The sequence below is a fragment of the Acinetobacter sp. 226 genome, assembly GCF_048147925.1.
Taxonomy (GTDB): Bacteria; Pseudomonadota; Gammaproteobacteria; order Pseudomonadales; family Moraxellaceae; genus Acinetobacter; species Acinetobacter pecorum.
Window position 1 is genome coordinate 1 of the sequence record NZ_JAYWYX010000028.1, and the last position, 21,173, is coordinate 21,173.

Genomic DNA, 21,173 nt, shown 5'->3' on the forward strand with positions numbered 1-21,173 from the left:
ACCGTCCGCTAAGGAAATTGCAAAAGTGCATATTCTAAAAGCGGACATTTTTACTTTGGAGAAACCGGACATTTCTACTTGGGAATAACATCCTTTTTAAATAGTGTTATTTATCAAATACTTAAATCAATAAATCCAAAACCCCAAAGATCAAAAAACACACGTTTTCACAACTCGTGTGTTTTTTGATCATATTTGTAATATTCTGCTTATAAAATTGATTATTTTTTAATCAAATCGAAGATTTTTTCAATGTTTCCGCTCTTTCCAGGGCAAAAACTATCCCCAATTTCTGGGGATAAAATTTAGACATATATTATGCATATCTTAGTAAAAATTAATCTCGACCTTTGCATCTATTTATTCATTATATTTTTAAACTGTTTAATGAACAATTTTAAACATCAAGGTAAATTACCTCATTAGCTTCTTCTGCCTTCCCCCAATGACTTGGAGAAAGCCAGAACCTGATTTTTAAGCACTACGCCTTAAACCTTCAAGTCGTAGTGAGTCAGTCATATTTAACAGCATCTGTTCGGTTTTAGCCCAACCCAGACATCCATCAGTGATTGATTGACCATAAGTCATTTGCTCAGAAATTTTCTGATTCCCATCAACCAGATGGCTTTCAAGCATTACACCACGAACCTTGGTATGTAAACGTTCTGCCAAGATCTGTTTCAGCACTTCAGGTTGTAGCATCGGATTTTTTGAGCTGTTGCCATGACTACAGTCAATCACCAGTGCCGGCAATTCCATCTGATGTTTTGCCTGTATTTTCTCGATTTCAGCCAACTGGTAATTAGGTCCACTATTTGAACCACGTAAAATTAAATGCGCTTTAGGATTACCTTGAGAATGTAAAATACATGGCAAACCGGACTGGCTCATACCCAGGAATTGATGAGGATGAGAGGCAGACTGAATAGCATCTAGGGCAATCTGGATCGAACCATCAGTACCATTTTTGAAACCAATGCTATATGGCATATGACTTGAGATTTCACGGTGAATTTGTGATTCGCTGGTACGTGCTCCAATCGCACCCCAAGCCAGTAGATCATCGAAATAAGCGGTTGCCATCGGGCTGAGAATTTCCGAAGCGATTGGCAGACCCATTTCAATAATTTTAAGATATAAGTCACGGGATTTTTCCAGACCCAATTGCATATTGGATGAACCATCCAGATTCGGATCGTAAAGGAAACCTTTCCAGCCTACCGTAGTCCGCGGTTTTTCAATATAAGTACGCATGACCAGAAAAATCTGATCAGAAACCTGAGTTTGTAGCTGTTTTAATTTTTCTGCATATTCTAGCGCGGAAGCTTCATCATGAATGGAACATGGACCTGTAATCACCATTAATCGATGATCTCTGCCTTCTAATATATTTTTAACAGTTTGACGATGTTCAGCGACCTGGCTAGCCAATTGCGGAGACAGTGGCAATTGCTGCTTAAGTTGCTGGGGTAAAGTTAAAATGCTTTCAGCATGATGTTGTTGTGATGTATTTGGGGTATTCATGACTTTAATCCTGGGACTGAAAAGCAGTCCAAACTTTTATTTGAGCGTTATGGGTCTAATCGAAACTGTCTTGAGGGTCATTAGCTGACTAAAATAAGACCAATAAAAGCTGTTAAAGTATGAATAGTTAAATGTTGTCATGATTGTCTCCAAAATATTCTTAAAAATTAAAGGCATAAAAAAACCTGATCAGGGTTGCCGATCAGGTATAAACTGGTGGGCAACCATTTCATTGCCCAAACGCATTCAGGCAATTATCTAAACTGCCAGAAATAAAAATATGCGTTTGAAATGAGAGGTTGCGTTAACATATTATGTCTTTCATAAAATATGAATCTGAAATTAAAATACGCGCTCTAGGGTCATTTGACAAGTATTAAATATAAAAAAATATTTATTAACTTTTCTACTTTTTTTTTATGATTTTATCACACAGTTAAATATATCAATAAAAATGGCAAAACCCACAGAAATGTAGATTTTGCCAACAGTACTTCACTTCATTTTCATGAAGATGAATAATTAACGTGAAACACGATTCCAAGCATCACGTACTGCAAATTTCGCCTGTTCCCAGTTTAAACGAGATTCGCCTTTCATTTGTTCCCATTTTAATTTCAGATCTTGTTCTGCATCTTCAAAACGGGTGTGGGCATCATAGCTGCCCCGGTTTTCATAACCTACGCGGTAAGCAGTATCGTAATCGCGGTCATAATCCAGATCGCTGTATGTGGTACGGGCATCTGAATAGTATGGGGTATTTACAGAATTATCACGCCAGTAAGCCTGTTCTTCGGTTGGATTTACTGCTTCGCCTATACCTTTACCGGCCAGACCACCGACCACAGCACCCACAACACCACCTACAGCAGCACCAACAGGACCACCTGCTGCACCAACTGCTACGCCTGCGGCTGCACCGCCTGCAGCACCCAAACCTGTTCCTACAGGATGTGCACCAGGTTCACCAGTAATCGGATCTGCATTTAAATCGTCGCGGACATCTTTTGGAGAGTTCTTAATAACATCACGATCAAAATTATCATTCGACATAAAACTTATCCTTATTTTTTAAAATGGTTTTAATCACGTATGTTGATACGTTCTATTTAATATAAACATCTGGAATGTAATGACCTTAGTTTGCTTGTGTTCTTTGGGTGAGTCTGTGTGATGCTTTAATGCACTAATGTATCCTGAATCAAGTGAAATCCGCATAAAAAAGACCGGTTTAATACCGGTCTTTTTCTCTCTTAAGCCTACGATAATCATTTATTCAAAATGAATGACCGTACGGATTGATTTACCTTCATGCATCAGGTCAAAAGCTTCATTGATCTGATCTAATGGCATGGTATGAGTTACAAAAGGTTCAAGCTGAATTTCACCTTTCATTGACTGCTCTACCATTCCCGGTAATTGTGAACGGCCTTTCACGCCACCAAAAGCGGTACCCATCCATTTACGCCCTGTGACTAACTGGAATGGACGGGTTGAAATTTCTTTACCTGCACCGGCTACCCCAATAATCACCGACTGGCCCCAGCCACGGTGCGCACATTCCAGTGCTGAACGCATCACATCCACATTACCGATACATTCAAAGGAGTGGTCAACACCCCAACCGGTCATTTCCACAATAACCTGCTGGATTGGTTGATCATAGTCTTTTGGATTAAGGAAATCTGTCGCACCAAACTGTTTCGCCAGTTCAAACTTATCTGGATTGGTATCTACCACAATAATACGGCCTGCTTTTGCCTGGCGGGCGCCCTGTACCACAGCAAGACCAATACCGCCTAAACCAAATACAGCAACACTGTCACCTTCCTGTACTTTGGCAGTGTTATGGACAGCACCAATGCCTGTCGTCACGCCACAGCCCAGCAGGCAGACATGCTCATGGTTAGCTTCAGGATTAATTTTTGCCAAGGATACTTCAGCAACTACGGTATATTCAGAGAATGTTGAACAGCCCATGTAATGGTAAATTGGCTCTCCGTTATAAGAAAAACGTGTAGTTCCGTCTGGCATGACACCTTTACCTTGGGTCGCCCGTACAGCAACACACAGGTTGGTTTTTCCAGATTTACAGAACAAGCACTCACCACATTCAGCAGTATAAAGTGGAATTACGTGATCACCTGGTTTCAGACTGGTGACCCCTTCACCCACTTCAACCACTACACCTGCACCTTCATGGCCCAGGATTGCAGGAAACACACCTTCAGGATCTTCACCAGACAAGGTAAATGCATCGGTATGACACACACCTGTATGGCTAATTTTCACCAGTACTTCACCTGCTTTTGGTGGAGCAACATCCACCTCAACAATCTCTAAGGGTTGGCCCGGACCAAACGCAACCGCTGCACGTGATTTCATGTAAAACTATCCTTTTTTTGCTGGTTTACAGATGACTAACAGTAACCTCTTTCTATTCGGAGATTCAACTATTAACATCGGGAGTTAAGGAATAAAAAATCCTATAATCAATGGAAGATCAATGACTAAACCTTCACCGTTTATCTGTTTAAGTGTTTTTACTTTAACCCTCATGATTTCTGGCTGCGAACTGGCTCCCAACACTGCCAAAGATGCAGAAATTACTCCAGCCCAACCCGCGCAATGGATAGAGGGTCAATTTTCAAAACAGCAGATTCATGAAGGGAAAACTGCTTTTTTACCCTTATATGACGGCTTTATAAGCATGGCGGCACGCCTGTACCTGATTAATAAGGCCCAACACCATCTTGATCTGCAATATTATATCTGGAAAGATGATTATATCGGTAACATGATGTTGGCCCAACTGTTGAAAGCTGCGGAGCGTGGAGTCAAGGTACGGTTACAGATTGATGATCAGAATGGTACGCAGCTAGATGACAAATTGCTGGCCCTGAGCCAGCATCCAAATATTCAGGTAAAGCTTTTTAATCCCTATAAATTTCGTAAATTACGTGCACTTGATTATGGTTTCCGGATGAAACAGGTTAATCATCGCATGCATAATAAACTGATCATTGCTGATGGGACTGCAGCAGTGACTGGTGGTCGTAATATCAGCAGTGAATACTTTGATGCCAGTGAAGATTTCCAGTTTACCGATGTCGATATCTTTTTTACAGGTCAAAGCGTAAATGCTGCGAATCAGACCTTTATCAAGTTCTGGAATGACGATCTTAGTTATAATCTTCAGCAGGTGCTAAATGATGCAGGCAATCCTGAAATGCTCAAAAAACTCAAAACTGAGTTTGCGCGCGAAGATGTTGATGAAACTGAATTAAAACGCCGGGTAGGAATAGCAGAGAAACAAGTCGAACAGCAATTGAAAAAACAGCCCATTCACTGGGCACCTGCTTATTTCGTCGCGGATACTCCTGCTAAAGCACGTCCCCATGCAAAAAATGGCGATTATATCTATACCCATATGCTCGAACTCATGGGTGAGCCAAAAAAACATCTGGAACTGGTGTCTTCATATTTCATTCCAACACAAGAAGGCACCGACTATTTAACTTATCGTGCGCAACAGGGCGTCAAAATCAGAATCCTGACCAATTCTTTTCAGGCCAATGATGTGGCTCTGGTATATGCCTACTATCAACAATATCGTCAGCAGTTACTGCAAAACGGCATCGAACTCTGGGAATTTAAACCTTATATTGTCCGGCCTGAACGTACCTGGTATGAAGTCATGACTGGAAATATTATTCCGGCAAAGAATAAAAATAGCTCAAGTTTGCATGCCAAATTCTTTGATCTGGATGGCATGGTATTTATTGGTTCCTTTAATTTTGATCCGCGTTCAGCTTTTTTGAATACTGAAGTCGGCCTCGTGATCCAGTCGGAAGATTTCCAGAAGGAAATTACTTACGCAATGGATCAGTATTTGCCACGTATCGCTTATCAGCTCAAGCTGAATGAAAAAAATGAAATCATTTGGCTGGAATATCAAAAAGATGGTCGTATCATTAAACATTTACATGATCCGGACACTACAAAATTCCAGCGCTTCATGATGAATCTTGTGACCAAATTTCCAGGCGAATGGTTAATGTAATGACAAAAAAATTACGTTTTAATTACACAAATTATTTTAATGATTAAAAATCATAAATGAAATTTCATTTTTTGAGTAATCTCCTTCTTATCATTCCAGTCTATTCCCTATGGAAGGAGAGATTTTCAATATTAATTAAATTCTTATACTTATATTTATTAGTTTTTTTCTTATACATTAATCAGCTCAATCACGACAAAGCTTTTACCTCCTCCCTCGATTGCTTTAAAATTACACTTTTCCAATCTTTTGCGATTATTCGCCCTCACTCCCATGCAATTTTTTGATTTAAGTCGCCAGTTTAAGTTTAGTGACATTCTAACGCCTGTTAAAACTCTCCATGATTTATCCCAGCAAGAGTGGTATCTGGCCAAGATTCGGGTAGAACATGACTGTCTGTCTGAATCCGTTACGGTCGAGGGTCAGGTAGTTTTAAAATCGAATGAAAATATCCAGCTCGAACTGGAATGGCTGATTCAGGATAATGGCTATGAGTTACAGGTTTTATTTAAAGGTGTAGAAACTGAAGCTACTGATGAGGCCGGCATTATATTAAAAGGTGCTCAGCTGGTCGATGAACAGCAGCAAGCTCTCTCTGCACAAGCTTTGAGCTTATGGATTGATGGTAGTTTATTACCGATGTTACCTGAAATCCGCCGAGAGATTAAAGCACGTTTAAACTTGTGGGATTATGTCGAATACGATGGCTAATCGCCTGCTGCCATTTTTCAAAGAGCCATTTAGCTCTTTTTTATAATCTGAAACATATTTTAGATTGGTAAAGCTACCTGTTTTCAAGGTTTTCTCAGACAATGCCATATGGAAAAATTTACTATAAGCTTTATAAAAAATAATAAGAGAATCAATACATGATTTCTGATAGTGAATGGCAACAGATTCGCCAGATCGTTGCTGATGCACAACGTACTGCCATGCATTGCTCTATTGCAACAGTCAATTCCAAAGGCCTTCCTAGCATTACCCCGATTGGAACGGTATTTTTAAATCAAAAGACCAGTATAGGTTTCTTCTTTGATACTTATTCCGCTACCTTTACTGAAAATTTACAGCATCAGCCACTGGCCTGCATACAAGCTGTGAATACTAGTAAACTGTTTTGGTTGAATGCGCTGCTTAAGGGGAAATTCAAACGTTATCCAGGAGTACGTCTATATGCAGAAATTGGCCCTTTACGTTTAGCTACATCAGAAAAAATACAGCAGGTGGAATCTCGTATGCGAGTTTTAAGATGGACTAAAGGCAGTCAGTTAATCTGGTCTAACTTTCATCATGTTCGGGATATTCAAATTTATAGCTATCGTTGGGTCGAATATCCAAATATGTGAATAATAAAAAACCAAGTTACTAAGCGTAAGTTAATTTCATATTTACAGCTTTAAATTTTTCTAGCTATTTTTCATCTGAATATTGAATTAAATATTAAATCAACCCCACATGCTTAAACATTAATCTGTAACTTTCGGCTTTTTTCTCTAAAGAAACCGGATAAGCGCGGGAAGATGAAGGCATACGATATAAATACAGATCACGTCCGGCAAAATGAGCCTGACTTGGGTGATCAATGCTCGGTTTGACCGTACCTTCAGGCATGGACAACATCATAGTATCTGTAGCCTTATCTCCAGTAGTCATAATATGATTGCACTGCGGCATTTGACTAAGCAGTTGCTCGATATTGGTGGGTACGACAATTTCCAGAAATTTGTCTGAGGCATTACCTTTTAAACGCCGGATCTGATAACCACTGTCAAAGATTGCAATTCCCCTTTGTGTCAAAAACTCCCGGATTAAATTTTCCTTAAATTTTTTGTTGGGTAGATCTAAAAAATAATCTTTATTATTAAAAAAAATCAGTCCAAAAATCCGCCACATATCATTTTGATAGTTTGGATAATAAAAATTCATTTTCCAGCGTGTGGCAGGTGGCGGAAAACTACCCAACATCAGCAATTTGGCATTGGGCGGTAAAAATGGCGGTAACGGATGGGTTTCAATATCGGACATAGGATTAACTAAATTGAGAGATTTTTACTATTTTAGAATGCCTTCTGAATCTTGCCAGCCACTTCTTGTCCCCAAAGTGTATAAACTTCCTTACTCGGGTGAAAACCATCTGCAGCCATTTGTAAATTCATGGCACGGTATTTTTCAATATCGTATTCAATCCATTGCATATTTACCTGCTGATTTACAAATTTTTCCAGTTGCCGGTTCATCTGTTTGGCATATTGGCCAAATAACCAGGCTAAAGGATTCGGTAGCGCTGGGAACATATTCATGGGGGGAACACCGGCAGCAATAACCAGCTTCGGACTAAATTTTTGCTGGATTTTGCTATAAAGTTGTTGCTGTTTCTGAATCCAGACTTCTGCAGACATGAGCCTAGTTACATCATTGACCCCAACTGAAGTAACAATTACATCATAATGCTGGACTTCCATCTGGTCCAAAGTACGCAGTACATTCGAGGTGGTATCACCGGTTTTGGCTTGCAACTTCCATTCAACCTGAAAGTCATTTTTCAGTTCATGCAGAATTGCACCCAGTAATGCATCATCCTGATGTTCTACGCCTACGCCTGCTGCCGCGGAATCTCCTAAAATGAGCAGAGACAGTTTTTTGCCTGTTCCGATTTTTCCTTTACGCGCACCTTCGGGTTCCGGAAGCCTTAAGGTATTTTTCTTAACGCGACTACCTTGAATGACAAGTGCAGGAATCAAGGCAATGGTGGCGGCTTTCAGCAACATAGCAGGCTATTTTATATAGAGATATATTTGATTTTACCTGAGTTTGCTCTTTTGAACTATTTCCTCAGCAGTCACTTTAGATGAATAATCACCTAAATTTGACTAAGATAGGATTCTTACAAAATATAGGCTTAGATATCTTTATTTTATCTTCGATAAATAATAAAAAATCCCGCTAAAAAGCAGGATTTTTACAAGCTCACTTATCAGGTTTTATAATCATTCCAGCGATTCATACGCTTGAATGTTCCAACATCATTGAAACGTACACCTACTTCTTTCATCACTTTATGCGCCGTTTTGGATGTCAGTTGACGGATATAAAATGGCTCCTTGACCACAAAATGATGAATGGCATGAGTTGAACCAAAATTACAGCAGAATAACTGGAACGGAACCATCCACCATGGATTGAGTACCTGGGTTTGTTTGATCACATCACGTGGATCAATATCGCCATAATAATGCATATTTGAACTGACAAACTGCAAGCTAAAAGAACGGATAAAGTTCGGAATCACCCAGATGACTGCCAGCAGATTTACGATCGGCATAGCATCGACAATGCCTTGCGACCAAAGCATTTCATAACCGAACAGTGGTGTAACTGCATTTAAACCATGAAAGACCACAAACAGATAGCACAATCCATAATAAATAATGCTGAGTGGCAAAAAGCCGAGTAACTGGGAGATCATGGCAATTTTACGTTCTTTTTCAGGCTGTTTTTCCAGAAAAAGATGAATCATTTTAAACATCTGAAATGGACGCAGATACACTGACATTAACTGGTCACTAATCACCAGAATTCGGCGAATGCCCCAAGGCATACCATTACTGATGCCACGTTCTTCCAGGTCATGTTCAGTGCCTGAATATTTATGATGATGCAAATGTAAACGACGACGTGCCCAGGGACTAATCGTGTTTGGACGCGCCAGCCAGACAAGTGCCAGCATCAGATGATGGGCCCAAGGCGTTTTCTTGAAATACATATAATGAATCAGGTCATGTTCCAATTCATGCGTTAAAGATGCAAAAATCGCGATTAAAGGAATGGTAAACCATGCTGAGAGATAACCCGTTCCATATGCTACTGCGCATGTAATCATACCTGCCCACGCCAAGCCTAGAATACTTGCACCGATAAAATTCTGATGTTTAAGTATGGGATAACGAGCACGCACCTCTTCCCCAGCCTGAATAACGATACTTCTAACCTTGGAGATTCGCTGCTGGTCAGTCATATCGGAAGATGTAGACATATGGACAACCTTTGATTTTTGAACAGTTGTACATTAAAGGAAATTCTAGAAAAAAGAAGTTATCTTTCCACTTTTGAAGCGAGTATGTCTAAGTTTTGGACAGTTGAGATAATTCTTTAAATTGGAGGGAATTATGAAAATTGAGAGATTATCTTTTTCATGAAATCAACAGTCAAAATTAGTCGAATTAACTGGTCATTAATCATTAAAGTTTTTTAAGGTTTGGCTGTAATATCGTTATCATAAAAAGAGAAGCATTCTCGCTTCTCTTTTTAAATATCTAAAATTGCTTTTAGCCCAATTTATTTACCAGTTTAAGTGGTAATACTTTCATGGCTAGACCAAGTGGCAACCAAGGCCATTTCGGTACATAGGCTTTAACTGGCGCTTTTTCAATTTCTGCTGCCAATAAACGTGAACCAGTTTTCTCATCTACTTCAAAAGGTAGCTTTTTCGCCCCCTCATTGATTTCAGTCCGAATATATCCTGGGAAAATTGTAGTGACTTTAATTGGCGTATCCATCAGCTCAGCACGAATGCCTTCCGCTAAATGAGCCACGCCGGCCTTACTTGCGCCATAAGCAGTCAAATGTTTTGGCATACCACGCATGGCACTCATGGATGAGATCATGACCAGATGGCCAGAGTTTTGGGCGCGGAAAATTTCCACTGCAGCTTCACATTGTGCCAATGCCGAAATAAAGTTGGTTTCCACTGTAGCTTTATTGATGGCGAAATTACCTTTACCGATGCGGCGACCTTCACCCACACCTGCATTCACGATAATCCGGTCAATGGTGCCGAAGTCTTCTTTAAAAGCGCGGAAAACTTCAAAAACCTGATCGTAATCGGTGACATCCAGTGTTTTGGCAATGACTTTAATATTATATTGGCTTTCCAGTTCCTGCTTTAAGGTTTCCAGACGATCCAGGCGACGTGCACAAATCGCCAGGTTATAGCCTTTCTTGGCAAATTCACGTGCCATACCGGCACCGATCCCTGAACTTGCACCGGTAATTAAAATTGTTTTAGCCATGGGTTTACCCTATTCCTTTATTTTTTTACAGTAGTATTCGATATGATTTAGATCCAGGTCAGCAATTCCGGATGCTGTGCCTTGATAAAATGATGTTCATTTAAACTGAGTAGTTGCGGTTCATTACCTACCAGCCGCAGTGTCGTAATACTGGTATTGGTAATCGCCCAGTTCAAAGCAAAGGTTTTTTCTGGGCTAAGGCCCAAAATTTTGCCTACAGCCACAGAAATCACGCCACCTGAGGTATAAACGACTGCATAACGTGGGCGGCTTTTGGCCAGCTGGTCACACAGATTTTGCAAACCGGTTTCCACACGGTCTTTAAAATTCGGCCAGGATTCATCATATTCATGGTGGTAATCATCGCCGGTCCAACGTGCAATCGCACCGGTAAAAATTTTGCTGAGGTAATCCCGAGGATTTGCATGCTCTGACACGTCCTGTTTGAGCAATTCAGGCTGATTAAAACGCGGTTCATAACGTGCAAATACCTGCTGATGATTAAATTCATTCCAGGCACTATCCGTCAGAATCTCACTTTCCGGAAAACATTCTTCCAGAGATAATTTTGCTGTCTGTTGATGACGCTGCATGGAGCCTGCAACCACATAAGGTGCTTCTTTCAGAATTTCATCAAAATAGCGGCCCAAAAGCTTTGCCTGTAACTCGCCATTGGGCGAAAGCTGATCATAACTTTCTGCGCCAAAAGAGGCTTGGCCATGCCGGATCAGGTAAATAGTGGTCATTTTGGCATTATCTCTTTAAATTTCAGAATATATTTCTGTGCGATCTCATTAGCTTCCAGTTTTTGGCTGCCAATCAGTTTTAAAGCACGAATATGCAAGGCATGAATTATCACCCAGAAATCCTTAAAGGCCGGATTATTGGTTTGTTTGTGGTAATAACGATAATAAATCTGCTGGGCGATGACCGCGAGGCGGAATACACCAAACACCTCATAAAATGTCCAGTTCTCAGGCTGCAAACCGGTTTTTTCAAGATAGTAATCTACGACCTCTTTACGGGTAAACATACCTTTTAGATTGGTTGGCTGACGACGAGTCGCTTTAAAAATGGCATTATCGGTATCTTCTACCCAATAGGCCAAGGCAGAACCCAGATCCATCAGCGGATCGCCGAGAGTGGCCATTTCCCAGTCCAGTACACCAATCACTTCAGTCGGATTCTCTGGATCCAGAATGAGATTGTCAAAACGCCAGTCATTATGAATGACGCAGGTTTTAGAGTCGGAAGGAATATTTTCATTAAGCCAGTTGCGTACATATTTAAAAGATGGAACATTTATGGTCTTGGCTTTCTCATAACGATTATCCCAACCTTCTACCTGACGGCGGCAATAACCCTCACCTTTGCCCAACTTTTCCAGCTCGGTGCCTGTATAAGGAACCTGATGCAATTCGATCAGTTTATCAATCATATTGATACATAATGTCCGAATATCAGACTCAGTCAGTTGCAATTCAGGTGGCATTTTGGCGCGTGGAATAATGCCTTCGATGCGTTTCATCACATAGAAGTCACAGCCAATCACCGATTCATCCTGACAAAGCGCGACCATTTCAGGTACGACCGGATAGTACCCAGCCAAAGCTTTCTGCACATGATATTCACGTGCCATATCATGGGCTGATTTGGCTTTGGTGCCTTGTGGCGGGCGACGTAAAATTAGATCGGCATTGGCATACTTTAGACGATAGGTCCAGTTTGAAGCCCCACCTGAATATTGAGTCACTTCAACGGGGCTTTCAACATTGTTACCGTTTTGGATTAACCATTCGGTAATGGCCTGTACATCCAGTTCTTCACCTTGACGAACTCTTCCACCAACATCAATAACCGCCATAATGTTTCCTCAAAATTTTTTAATACGTTTCAATCTTCTTGTTAAAAAACCAGATTACTTTTTGCGACGAGTACTGTAGCCACGTTTTGCCAGTTCCAGTTTGGCAATCATGCCTTTATGCACTTCATCCGGGCCATCGGCCAGACGTAAGGCACGTGCCTGAGCAAAGAATCCTGTCAATGGCGTATCCCGAGAGACTCCGGCACCGCCGTGGATCTGGATCGCCATATCGACCACTTTTTCCAGCACACTCGGCGCAACGACTTTAATTGCAGAAATTTCAGTCAATGCAGCCATATTCCCTAAAGTATCCATTTTATAGGCAGCATACAAGGTCAAAAGACGCGCCTGATCAATTGCAACCCGTGCTTCCGCGACACGCTCCAGGTTGCCGCCAAGTTTTAAAATCTCTTTGCCAAATGCGCTGCGGCTCATACCACGGTCTATCATCAACTCCAAAGATTTTTCCGCCGCACCAATACAGCGCATGCAATGATGAATACGACCTGGTCCTAAGCGACCTTGAGCAATTTCAAAGCCCTGACCGGCACCACCAATAAAATTTGAAACAGGGACACGGACATTATCAAAACTGATTTCGCCGTGGCCATGTGGTGCATCATAGTCACCAAACACTGGCAGCATACGTTCGATTTTAACGCCGGTAGTATCTACCGGGACCAGAACCATCGAATGCTGATGATGACGGTCTTTTGTTTCATCTGGAGTATGCGCCATAAAAATAATGATTTTAGCATTCGGATCACCCAGACCTGATGACCACCATTTACGACCATTCAGAACAATCTCATCACCTTGAATTACCGCCGTTGCCTGCATATTGGTGGCATCACTGGATGCAACTGCAGGTTCAGTCATACAAAAGACCGAACGGATTTTTCCTTCTAAAAGTGGCATCAGCCATTGCTGTTTCTGTTCTTCAGAACCATAACGCCATAAAACTTCCATATTGCCGCTATCAGGAGCATTACAGTTAAATACCGTTGGCGCAATCAGGCTACGGCCGGAAAGTTCCGCGATATGCGCATATTCCTGAACCGACAGGCCTTGACCAAGTTCTGGACAAGGAAGAAACATATTCCAGAGGTTTGCAGCTTTGGCTTTGGCTTTTAAATTTTCCAGTTCTGCAGGCCATTGCCATTTGGTCCAGTCTCCACCTTGGTTCAACTCGTGAACCTGCTGCCAGAATTCAGCTTCGACCGGTTCAATTTCTTCACTAATAAACTTTTTAGTTCTGTTTAAATAATCCTGTGCATGTGCTGAAAGTTCAAACATTGATTCATCCCTCTAAATATTCTAATTCATACGCTTTACAACACCTTAACCCAAATTCTATTATGAACAAAATGATTTTAACCCATACAATATTATGCATAGTATTCATTCTAAAACCGTGATGGATCTTCGAAATTTCTATCGTATTGACATTAACCTTTATCCACTTTTTATTGCGATTTATGAGCAAAATAGTATTTCTAAAGCTGCACAGATTTTATCAGTTAGTCAGTCTGCTGCCAGTCACGCGTTGCAACGTTTAAGACAGCATTTACAAGATGATTTATTTGTGCGCACCAGTAGCAAAATGCAGCCTACCCCGTTTTCAGAACAGATATATCCTGAAGTAAAAAAAGCACTTTTTGCGATTCAAAATATTTCGATTCAGCATCAGCAGTTTAACCCTGAGATGATCCAGAGCCTGAAGATTGCGGTTCATGATGAAATTGAGCCGATGATTTTCCCTAAACTGGTTCAGCACTTTCAGCAGCTTAGCCTCGATATTCAACTTAGCAGCATGAAGCTGGATCGTAAAAATATTGCAGCAGATCTGGCCTCTCAGCAGGTCGATTTTGTCATAGATCTGGAACAAAATATTGCTGAAAAACTCCAGTTTGAGCGCCTGGTACAAGATGAATTTGTAGTATGTACACAATTGACAGAAATGAGTGAACAGATTTATCTTGCCTCCCCTCATATTGGCGTTTCCTCACGTCGTACTGGGGTTTTAGTTGAAGATATTTATTTAAATCGGAAACAGTATTCACGGCAGATTTTTTTACGTTGTCAGCATTATTCAACTGCACTACAAATTTTAGAGCAACAAAAGACAGCTATGTTGACTATTCCTAAAAATGTATTGGCACATTTACAACTGGCTGCTTGTCTGAATATTTTTAAAGTTCCTGTAGAACTGCCTGAAATTAATATGGGTATGTATTGGCATAAGGATTTACAAGAGAATAAGAGACATCAATTTTTAAAAAGTGAAATTTATAAAATTTTTGCTTAGGCTATTTATAAAGGAGTTTAAATCTGCTTAGGCTATTTAAAATATTAATTTTTGATGCCCGTGGATTTATCTTATCAGCATAAAAATATACTTAGGCTATTTTAGTCGGTACAAAACTAAACACTGAGTGATTAGCTTTTAATCCGTAGATCTACTGGCTTTGCTCTAAAATGACCTAACTTTTAGCTGTGTTCTCGCAGCTGTATCTTGCTGATTTGGATCTCGCCCTTGTTAAATCTCTCCACCAGCTTGCAAATTGTGCTGGGTCTAGTACTGCTGTGTTTTTCCTATTATCTGCTGCACAAAATTACAGTCTATTTAAAAGACATATTCCATCCCTTTAAGAAAGGTAAAAAATATTGGTGCCGCGTAAAAGCTGTGAGTGATGGGGATACACTCACCTGCTACCGTTTTAATATCCGTCGCTCTGAAACCAAATTACGCTTTGCTTTTGTAGATGCACCAGAATCTAGTCAGGCCTATGGCAAGGAATCACAGCGACTAGTCAAAAGTATGGTGCATAATAAAATGGTTCGGGTAAAGATTACCGACATTGACCGTTATGGCCGTTGCGTCGGGGTGGTCTACCGCTATCGTAAAAATATCAATGAAGAGATTGTTAAACGTGGTGCAGCCTGGGTCTATGAGGAATACATCAAAGATAAAAACCATTTACGCTATATGATTGGACTGCAAGATAAAGCTAAGAAGCAGAAGAAAGGCCTTTGGAAACATACTCGTCCTGTACGTCCAAGTGTTTATCGCAAACAGTTAAAATCCTAAATTTAATTTTTTTTTATAATAGATCAATTGCAGCTAAGAAAAGTGATCAGGACATCCAGATCACTTTTCTTTTCATCTTGGTTTTATTAATTTAGTAGGCTAAATGCACCATAAAGCGGAATGCACCGGCAATCACTGCCAGCGTTAAAAATCCCGCTAGCCATAATCCTACAAACCATAATACCTGTTTGCCTTTCATGACCGCTCCTTAATGATAGCCATCATCGCCAACCCTGACCTTATGCCGGAATACCCAATAGGACATACCCGTATAAATCACAATAATCGGGATCAGGATCAACGCACCAATCAAAGTGAATAACTGGCTATTTTCATGCGCTGCTGCCTGCCAGATGGTCACGCTTGGCGGAATAATATATGGCCACAGGCTAATTAAGAAACCAGTATAAGCGAGGAAAACCAGCACCAGCATATAGGTAAATGGACCTAATTCACTGCGTCTCTTACAGGCACGTAAAGCCAGCCAGGTAAACAGCAGAACCAGAATTGGAACCGGCATAAAATACGTAAGTTGAGGCTGGCTGAACCAGCGTTCAGCAATTTGCGGATGAGTTAACGGCGTATATATACTCACACCGGCCAGTATGATCAGTAAGGCAATAATCAGCTTTGGCATCAGTTTAAACATTCGATCCTGCAAGTCATCTCCAGTTTTATAGATCAGCCAACCACAACCCAATGCTGCGTAGAGTACTACCACACTAATACCGGTAAAAATACTAAATGGACTAAGCCAGTCCAGACCACCTCCGACATAGACACCGTTCCGGGTCTCAATACCCTGAATATAGGCTCCTAGAATCATGCCTTGCAGAAAACTGGTAAGTACAGAGCCGCCTATAAAGGCTTTATCCCACCAATGCTTGCTACGGTTAGCCTTGAAGCGGAATTCAAAAGCCACGCCCCGGAAAATCAGAGCAATCACCATCAGAATAATCGGCATATACAATGCCGAGAGTACGGTTGAGTAAGCAAGGGGGAAAGCTGCAAATAGCCCGGCACCGCCCAACACCATCCAGGTTTCATTACCATCCCAAACCGGAGCAACAGTATTCATCATGACATCACGTTCATCCTGATGCGGGAAAAAAGGAAACAAGATGCCGATTCCCAGATCGAAACCATCAAGAATGGTATATACCAGTACACCAAGACCAATAATCGCAATCCAGATTAATGATAAATCAATCATTTTTTATCCTCCTGATCCGGTTGTTCAGGAACTTCTTCAATACGCTCGCGAATACTACTTAATGGTCGACGCGAAGCCTGAACCACATCGCTATCTGTTTCATGATGTGGTCTGGAATGAATGAACTCTGGACCTTTGTGCATAAGACGTAACATGTAGTAGATCCCGATGCCAAATACCACACAGTAGACGACTACAAAAATTATCAGGGTTAGCCCCACCTGTTCGGCGGATACCGGTGACAGTGCATCCTTGGTCCGCATGATGCCGTAGACTACCCAAGGCTGACGGCCGACTTCCGTCGTAAACCATCCAGCCAGCAAGGCAATAAATCCGGAGGGACCCATAATCAAGGCAAAACGGTGTAATGCGCGGGACTCATAAAAACGACCTCGGTTACGTGCCCACGCCCCCCATAATGCCAGTAACAGCATGAGGACTCCCAGACCGACCATGATCCTGAAGCTCCAGAAAACGATTAATGAATTAGGCCGGTCTTCAGGTGCAAAATCTTTGAGTCCTGTGACCGTTCCATCCATTGAGTGAGTCAGAATCAGGCTCCCCAAGTTCGGAATTCCGATCGCATATTTGGTCTCTTCAGCTTGCATATCCGGAATCCCAAAAAGATATAAAGGCATGCCTTCATCATGGTTGGTTTCCCAGTGCCCTTCTATTGCGGCCAGTTTCGCTGGTTGATGCTCAAGAGTATTAATACCATGCATATCACCAATAACCACCTGCAATGGCGCAAGTACCAGAATCAACCACATTGCCATAGAGAATGAAGTTTTAACCAGTGGATCACGACGTCCCTTGAGCAGATGCCAGGCTGCTGCAGAAGCTACCAGCAAAGCAGAAACCAGAAAAGCAGCTGTACCCATATGTGCCAGACGATAAAGGAAAGAAGGATTAAATATGATAGCAATCCAGTCTTGCGGGATAATCAGGCCATTTTCTATTGCAAAACCGTGTGGAGTCTGCATCCAGCTGTTGGAAGATAAAATCCAGAACATGGAAATACAGGTTCCAAGCGAAACCATCAAGGTCGAGAAAAAATGTGCCTTCGGTCCCACTCGTCCCCAGCCAAATAACATGATGCCGAGAAATCCGGCTTCCAGAAAGAAAGCGGTTAAAACTTCATAGGCCAGTAAAGGTCCGGTGACACTACCCGCCACCCGTGAAAACTCACTCCAGTTCGTTCCGAACTGATAGCTCATGACCACGCCTGAGACTACACCCATCCCGAATGCAACAGCGAAAATTTTCACCCAGAATTTGAACAGATCCTGAAAAATCGGGTTTTTGGTTTTGAGCCAGCGCCATTCCAGAATAGCCAGAAAACCGGCCAGCCCAATTGAAATGGCAGGAAAAATGATATGAAAAGATACAGTAAAGGCGAACTGTATTCGTGCTAACTCTAATGCAGTTAAACCCAGAGTCATAAGCTTCACCTATGTATTGTTATTTGGCATCTTTGCCTTACAATTTTTAAGTCATGAATTCTTCTAGTGACATGGCTAGCTTAGGCGCGACCATTATAAAAAGTATGTATTCTTTTGTTGGTTATTTTTTAATCATGTTAAACCATGTAACTATAGCTAGCAAAAAGAACATGCTTAATCATTTTAAAAATCCCCCCTTGAGCTTTAGATAAAACAGGCGTAAATTAAGCAAAAATTAGTTACCCAGGTTAACTATATGTTCTATCAGACTTCCAGATTTCGTTCCTTGTTGTTGCGGTGCGCACGACTCATGAGTGATGAGATCAATACTATTTTATTATCCTCTCAGCTCAATTACTCCCTATGGCAAGTGCTTTACATCATTCAAGCCCACCAACAATGTACATTGGTTGATATTTCAAGCTATTTGAATGTGTCGAAGCCCAGTATTACTAGGCGGATTCAGCAACTGGTGGAGCTGGATCTGATCGCCCAGATCGAAACTGAAGATAAGCGTCAAAAACTATTCAAACTGAGTGAACAAGGCATAGAAACCTTTGCCATGTGTTCCAAGCAGATTGATGCATTTGAAGATCAGTTACTTGAACAGATTGAGGCAAATGATCTGCAAAAAAGTAAAACCACCCTGGTACAACTTATTCAGCAGTTACAACCTACTTCTCAGGAAAACTCATGATGAGCCAAGAAGAAGAAGCGCCTTTATGGACGCCCAACTTTATCCTGATCAGTCTGGTAAATTTTCAACTGGTTCTGGTGTTTTACTTGCTAGTAATTGTCATCGTCGGTTACTCAGTTGCTGAGTTAAGCGCGTCGACTGCTCAAGCCGGTCTGGTATCGGGTCTGTTTATTGTGGGTACGTTATTTGGACGATTATTGATTGGAAAATTACTGAACCGTCTGGGTTTGAAAAATACTCTTGTTATTGGTTTGACTGGTTTCCTTCTTTTTTCCGGACTGTATTTGATTCCAGCCAAGCTGGAGGTTTTATTAGGGATCCGGCTGATACACGGTTTTATGATGGGTATGGCTTCTACTGTACTGGGTACCGTGATTGCACAGACCATTCCTGCCACCCGGCGTGGTGAAGGGATTGGCTATTACAGCATGAGCAGCACCCTTGGCACAGCGATTGGTCCCTTTGTCGGAATCTGGCTGATGACAAATTTTAATTATCAGGTAATTTTCATCTTTACCAGTATAGTTGCGCTCAGCTGCCTGATTTGTGGCTTGTTCATCCAGCCACCACGCCTTAAGGCAGGTCATTCATCAGCAGATTCTACTTCGCAAAGCACCAGTAAACTGGCTCAGTATATTGAACCGAATGCCCTACCGATTGCATTGATTGTACTGCTGGTGGCTACTTCTTATTCAGGTGTACTGTCCTTTATTCATTTTTATGCCAAAGACATTAATCTGGTCGAAGCAGCATCATTCTTTTTCTTAATGTATGCCTTTGCCATTTTGCTTTCGCGTCCTTTTACCGGCCCGCTCATGGATCGTAAAGGCGAAAATATCATTATCTATCCTGCCATTGTGATTATGGCACTGGGGATATTGCTACTCAGTCAGGCGCAAAACTCTGTGATGTTACTTGCCAGTGCTGCCTTGCTTGGTTTTGGTTTTGGTAATATCCAGTCGGTGTGTCAAACCATTGCGGTGAAAAGTACGACATTGCAGCGTATGGGACTCGCAACCTCAACCTTCTTTATTGCCCTGGATGCCGGTCTTGGTTTTGGCCCTTATTTCTTGGGTATTCTGCTGGATCAGATTGGTTATCGCCAGCTTTATCTATTCTTGGCACTGCTCACCCTGAGCTGTCTGGTCTGGTATTACCTTGTGCATGGCCGTAAAGCAGGAAAAGTACAGCCTTCTCATTAAACACTTTTAAAAGCGCCGGCTAAACCGGCGCCGGTATTCCAACGGCGTCAGACCGGTTTTTTTATGAAATAAACGGCGGAATGAACTTGGATCCTGATAGCCGACATTTTGCATGATCACATCCACAGCTTGATCGGTTTCTTCCAGTCGTTTACGGGCAGCTTCAATTCGGATCGCTTGTAGATACTGATTGGGCGGTATGTCTAAGGCTTGTTTAAAGCGTCGAATCAGGGTTCGGCCAGTCACATTAAACTGCTCTGCCAGCTGGTTCAAACTAAAATCTTCATGAAAATGCTGCTCTAGCCAGTTCTGGATTTTTTGTACCAGTTCATCATGGTGCGGCTGGCCAATATTCAGCAATGAATAAGACAACTGGCTATCTCTGCGGTAATCAATTACGAAAGATTTAGCCGATTGCATGGCCACCTCAAAGCCATACAAGCGCTCAATCAGATGCAAACCCAGGTCAAACCAGGCCAGGCCTCCACCCGCGCAATAGATATTCTGATCCCGGCTAATCATCAGATCGGCATTCAGTTTCACCTTAGGATAGCGTGAACGGAACATTTCCTGAAAACCCCAATGCGTTGTTGCAACTCGGTCATCTAAAATGCCTGCTTCTGCCAGAAAGAAATTCCCGGTACAGTTTCCTGCAATTAAAGTCGCATCTGCATGTGCAGATTGTAAAAAATGAATCAGTTCTGGATTCTGTTGCAATACATCCTGAATCGGTGCGGCAATAGTCGGCACCACCAGAATATCAGCAGTTTGAATCTCTTGATAAGAAACATGTGCCTGCAACTGCAGCCCATTGATACACCGAATCGGGTATCCATCCGGACTGGCGATACTCACCTTAAACAAGCGCTTTACATCCTGCTGCTGGATCCGGTTCCAGCTTACGCCAGCCATGGAAAATAAATCGACCACACCCGTAATGGCTGAAGCCAAAGCGCCATCAAAGCCTAAAATCACCACCTGTTGCATATTTTTCTATTTGTCACTTTT

Annotated in this window: 21 protein-coding genes; 7 read left to right on the top strand and 14 right to left on the bottom strand. The window is 41.7% G+C overall.

Annotated elements, in window-relative coordinates:
* Positions 1-474: 474 nt before the first annotated feature.
* The 3 genes from VXP95_RS12850 to VXP95_RS12860 form a co-directional block, all read right to left on the bottom strand.
* Entirely contained in the window at positions 475-1,524 is a 1,050-nt protein-coding gene (locus tag VXP95_RS12850) for a 3-deoxy-7-phosphoheptulonate synthase (RefSeq protein WP_416712161.1), read from the bottom strand.
* 522 nt (positions 1,525-2,046) lie between these two features.
* Positions 2,047-2,577 carry a hypothetical protein gene (locus VXP95_RS12855; protein ID WP_416682209.1) on the bottom strand — a complete coding sequence of 177 codons (531 nt, stop codon included), beginning with the start codon at positions 2,575-2,577 and terminating at the stop codon, positions 2,047-2,049.
* A gap of 219 nt (positions 2,578-2,796) precedes the next feature.
* Positions 2,797-3,909 (bottom strand): S-(hydroxymethyl)glutathione dehydrogenase/class III alcohol dehydrogenase, encoded by a 1,113-nt coding sequence (locus VXP95_RS12860; RefSeq protein ID WP_064095363.1) that lies wholly within the window; start codon positions 3,907-3,909, stop codon positions 2,797-2,799.
* Positions 3,910-4,030: 121 nt separating this feature from the next.
* Here VXP95_RS12860 and VXP95_RS12865 point away from each other — a divergent pair, with 121 nt between their 5' ends.
* From VXP95_RS12865 to VXP95_RS12875, 3 genes are all read left to right on the top strand, one after another.
* Positions 4,031-5,587 carry a phospholipase D family protein gene (locus tag VXP95_RS12865; RefSeq protein WP_416712162.1) on the top strand — a complete coding sequence of 519 codons (1,557 nt, stop codon included), beginning with the start codon at positions 4,031-4,033 and terminating at the stop codon, positions 5,585-5,587.
* Between the two features lie 273 nt (positions 5,588-5,860).
* Entirely contained in the window at positions 5,861-6,298 is a 438-nt protein-coding gene (locus VXP95_RS12870) for a hypothetical protein (RefSeq protein ID WP_416712163.1), read from the top strand.
* A 158-nt stretch (positions 6,299-6,456) separates the two neighbouring features.
* Entirely contained in the window at positions 6,457-6,933 is a 477-nt protein-coding gene (locus VXP95_RS12875; RefSeq protein ID WP_416712164.1) for a pyridoxamine 5'-phosphate oxidase family protein, read from the top strand.
* A 94-nt stretch (positions 6,934-7,027) separates the two neighbouring features.
* On the opposite strand, the gene VXP95_RS12880 is transcribed toward VXP95_RS12875, so the two are convergent.
* The 7 genes from VXP95_RS12880 to VXP95_RS12910 all read right to left on the bottom strand — a co-directional run bounded on the left by VXP95_RS12880 (position 7,028) and on the right by VXP95_RS12910 (position 13,816).
* Positions 7,028-7,612: a uracil-DNA glycosylase family protein gene (locus VXP95_RS12880; protein ID WP_416682202.1), complete on the bottom strand. Its 585-nt coding sequence runs from the start codon at positions 7,610-7,612 to the stop codon at positions 7,028-7,030.
* Between the two features lie 32 nt (positions 7,613-7,644).
* On the bottom strand, positions 7,645-8,355 hold the full coding sequence (locus VXP95_RS12885) for an SGNH/GDSL hydrolase family protein (RefSeq protein ID WP_416712165.1): 711 nt from the start codon (positions 8,353-8,355) through the stop codon (positions 7,645-7,647).
* Positions 8,356-8,561: 206 nt separating this feature from the next.
* The gene (locus VXP95_RS12890) at positions 8,562-9,620 is read right to left on the bottom strand and encodes a fatty acid desaturase (RefSeq protein ID WP_064102934.1); all 1,059 of its coding nucleotides are present in this window, start codon (positions 9,618-9,620) and stop codon (positions 8,562-8,564) included.
* A gap of 292 nt (positions 9,621-9,912) precedes the next feature.
* The gene (locus VXP95_RS12895) at positions 9,913-10,656 is read right to left on the bottom strand and encodes an SDR family oxidoreductase (protein ID WP_064102935.1); all 744 of its coding nucleotides are present in this window, start codon (positions 10,654-10,656) and stop codon (positions 9,913-9,915) included.
* 47 nt (positions 10,657-10,703) lie between these two features.
* Positions 10,704-11,402 (bottom strand): histidine phosphatase family protein, encoded by a 699-nt coding sequence (locus tag VXP95_RS12900; protein WP_064102936.1) that lies wholly within the window; start codon positions 11,400-11,402, stop codon positions 10,704-10,706.
* Positions 11,399-12,520 carry a phosphotransferase family protein gene (locus VXP95_RS12905; protein ID WP_064102937.1) on the bottom strand — a complete coding sequence of 374 codons (1,122 nt, stop codon included), beginning with the start codon at positions 12,518-12,520 and terminating at the stop codon, positions 11,399-11,401. Before VXP95_RS12905 ends, VXP95_RS12900 begins: the two co-directional genes overlap by 4 nt.
* A gap of 54 nt (positions 12,521-12,574) precedes the next feature.
* Entirely contained in the window at positions 12,575-13,816 is a 1,242-nt protein-coding gene (locus tag VXP95_RS12910) for an acyl-CoA dehydrogenase family protein (RefSeq protein ID WP_416712166.1), read from the bottom strand.
* Between the two features lie 94 nt (positions 13,817-13,910).
* On the opposite strand from VXP95_RS12910, the gene VXP95_RS12915 reads away from it, so the two are divergent.
* On the top strand, positions 13,911-14,828 hold the full coding sequence (locus tag VXP95_RS12915) for a LysR family transcriptional regulator (RefSeq protein ID WP_416712167.1): 918 nt from the start codon (positions 13,911-13,913) through the stop codon (positions 14,826-14,828).
* Between the two features lie 228 nt (positions 14,829-15,056).
* Positions 15,057-15,611 (top strand): thermonuclease family protein, encoded by a 555-nt coding sequence (locus VXP95_RS12920; protein ID WP_416712168.1) that lies wholly within the window; start codon positions 15,057-15,059, stop codon positions 15,609-15,611.
* A 91-nt stretch (positions 15,612-15,702) separates the two neighbouring features.
* On the opposite strand, the gene VXP95_RS12925 is transcribed toward VXP95_RS12920, so the two are convergent.
* The 3 genes from VXP95_RS12925 to VXP95_RS12935 are packed head-to-tail and all read right to left on the bottom strand — an operon-like array spanning position 15,703 to position 18,266.
* Entirely contained in the window at positions 15,703-15,810 is a 108-nt protein-coding gene (locus VXP95_RS12925) for a DUF2474 family protein (RefSeq protein ID WP_144724873.1), read from the bottom strand.
* A gap of 9 nt (positions 15,811-15,819) precedes the next feature.
* The gene (cydB, locus tag VXP95_RS12930) at positions 15,820-16,824 is read right to left on the bottom strand and encodes a cytochrome d ubiquinol oxidase subunit II (protein ID WP_064102941.1); all 1,005 of its coding nucleotides are present in this window, start codon (positions 16,822-16,824) and stop codon (positions 15,820-15,822) included.
* Positions 16,821-18,266, bottom strand: a complete 1,446-nt coding sequence (locus VXP95_RS12935; RefSeq protein WP_064095351.1) for a cytochrome ubiquinol oxidase subunit I — start codon at positions 18,264-18,266, stop codon at positions 16,821-16,823. Before VXP95_RS12935 ends, cydB begins: the two co-directional genes overlap by 4 nt.
* Positions 18,267-18,522: 256 nt before the next feature.
* Between VXP95_RS12935 and VXP95_RS12940 the strand changes: the two genes are divergently transcribed.
* A complete protein-coding gene (locus VXP95_RS12940; protein WP_416682189.1) occupies positions 18,523-18,963 on the top strand; it encodes a MarR family winged helix-turn-helix transcriptional regulator in 441 nt (146 codons plus the stop codon).
* Complete coding sequence (locus VXP95_RS12945) at positions 18,963-20,165, top strand: MFS transporter (RefSeq protein WP_416712179.1); 1,203 nt, start codon at positions 18,963-18,965, stop codon at positions 20,163-20,165. The genes VXP95_RS12940 and VXP95_RS12945 overlap by 1 nt, the downstream gene beginning before the upstream one ends.
* A gap of 6 nt (positions 20,166-20,171) precedes the next feature.
* Here the strand turns inward: VXP95_RS12945 and VXP95_RS12950 are convergent, their stop codons facing one another.
* Positions 20,172-21,152, bottom strand: coding sequence for a GlxA family transcriptional regulator (locus tag VXP95_RS12950; RefSeq protein ID WP_416712169.1), 981 nt, complete (start codon positions 21,150-21,152; stop codon positions 20,172-20,174).
* Positions 21,153-21,173 lie beyond the last annotated feature (21 nt).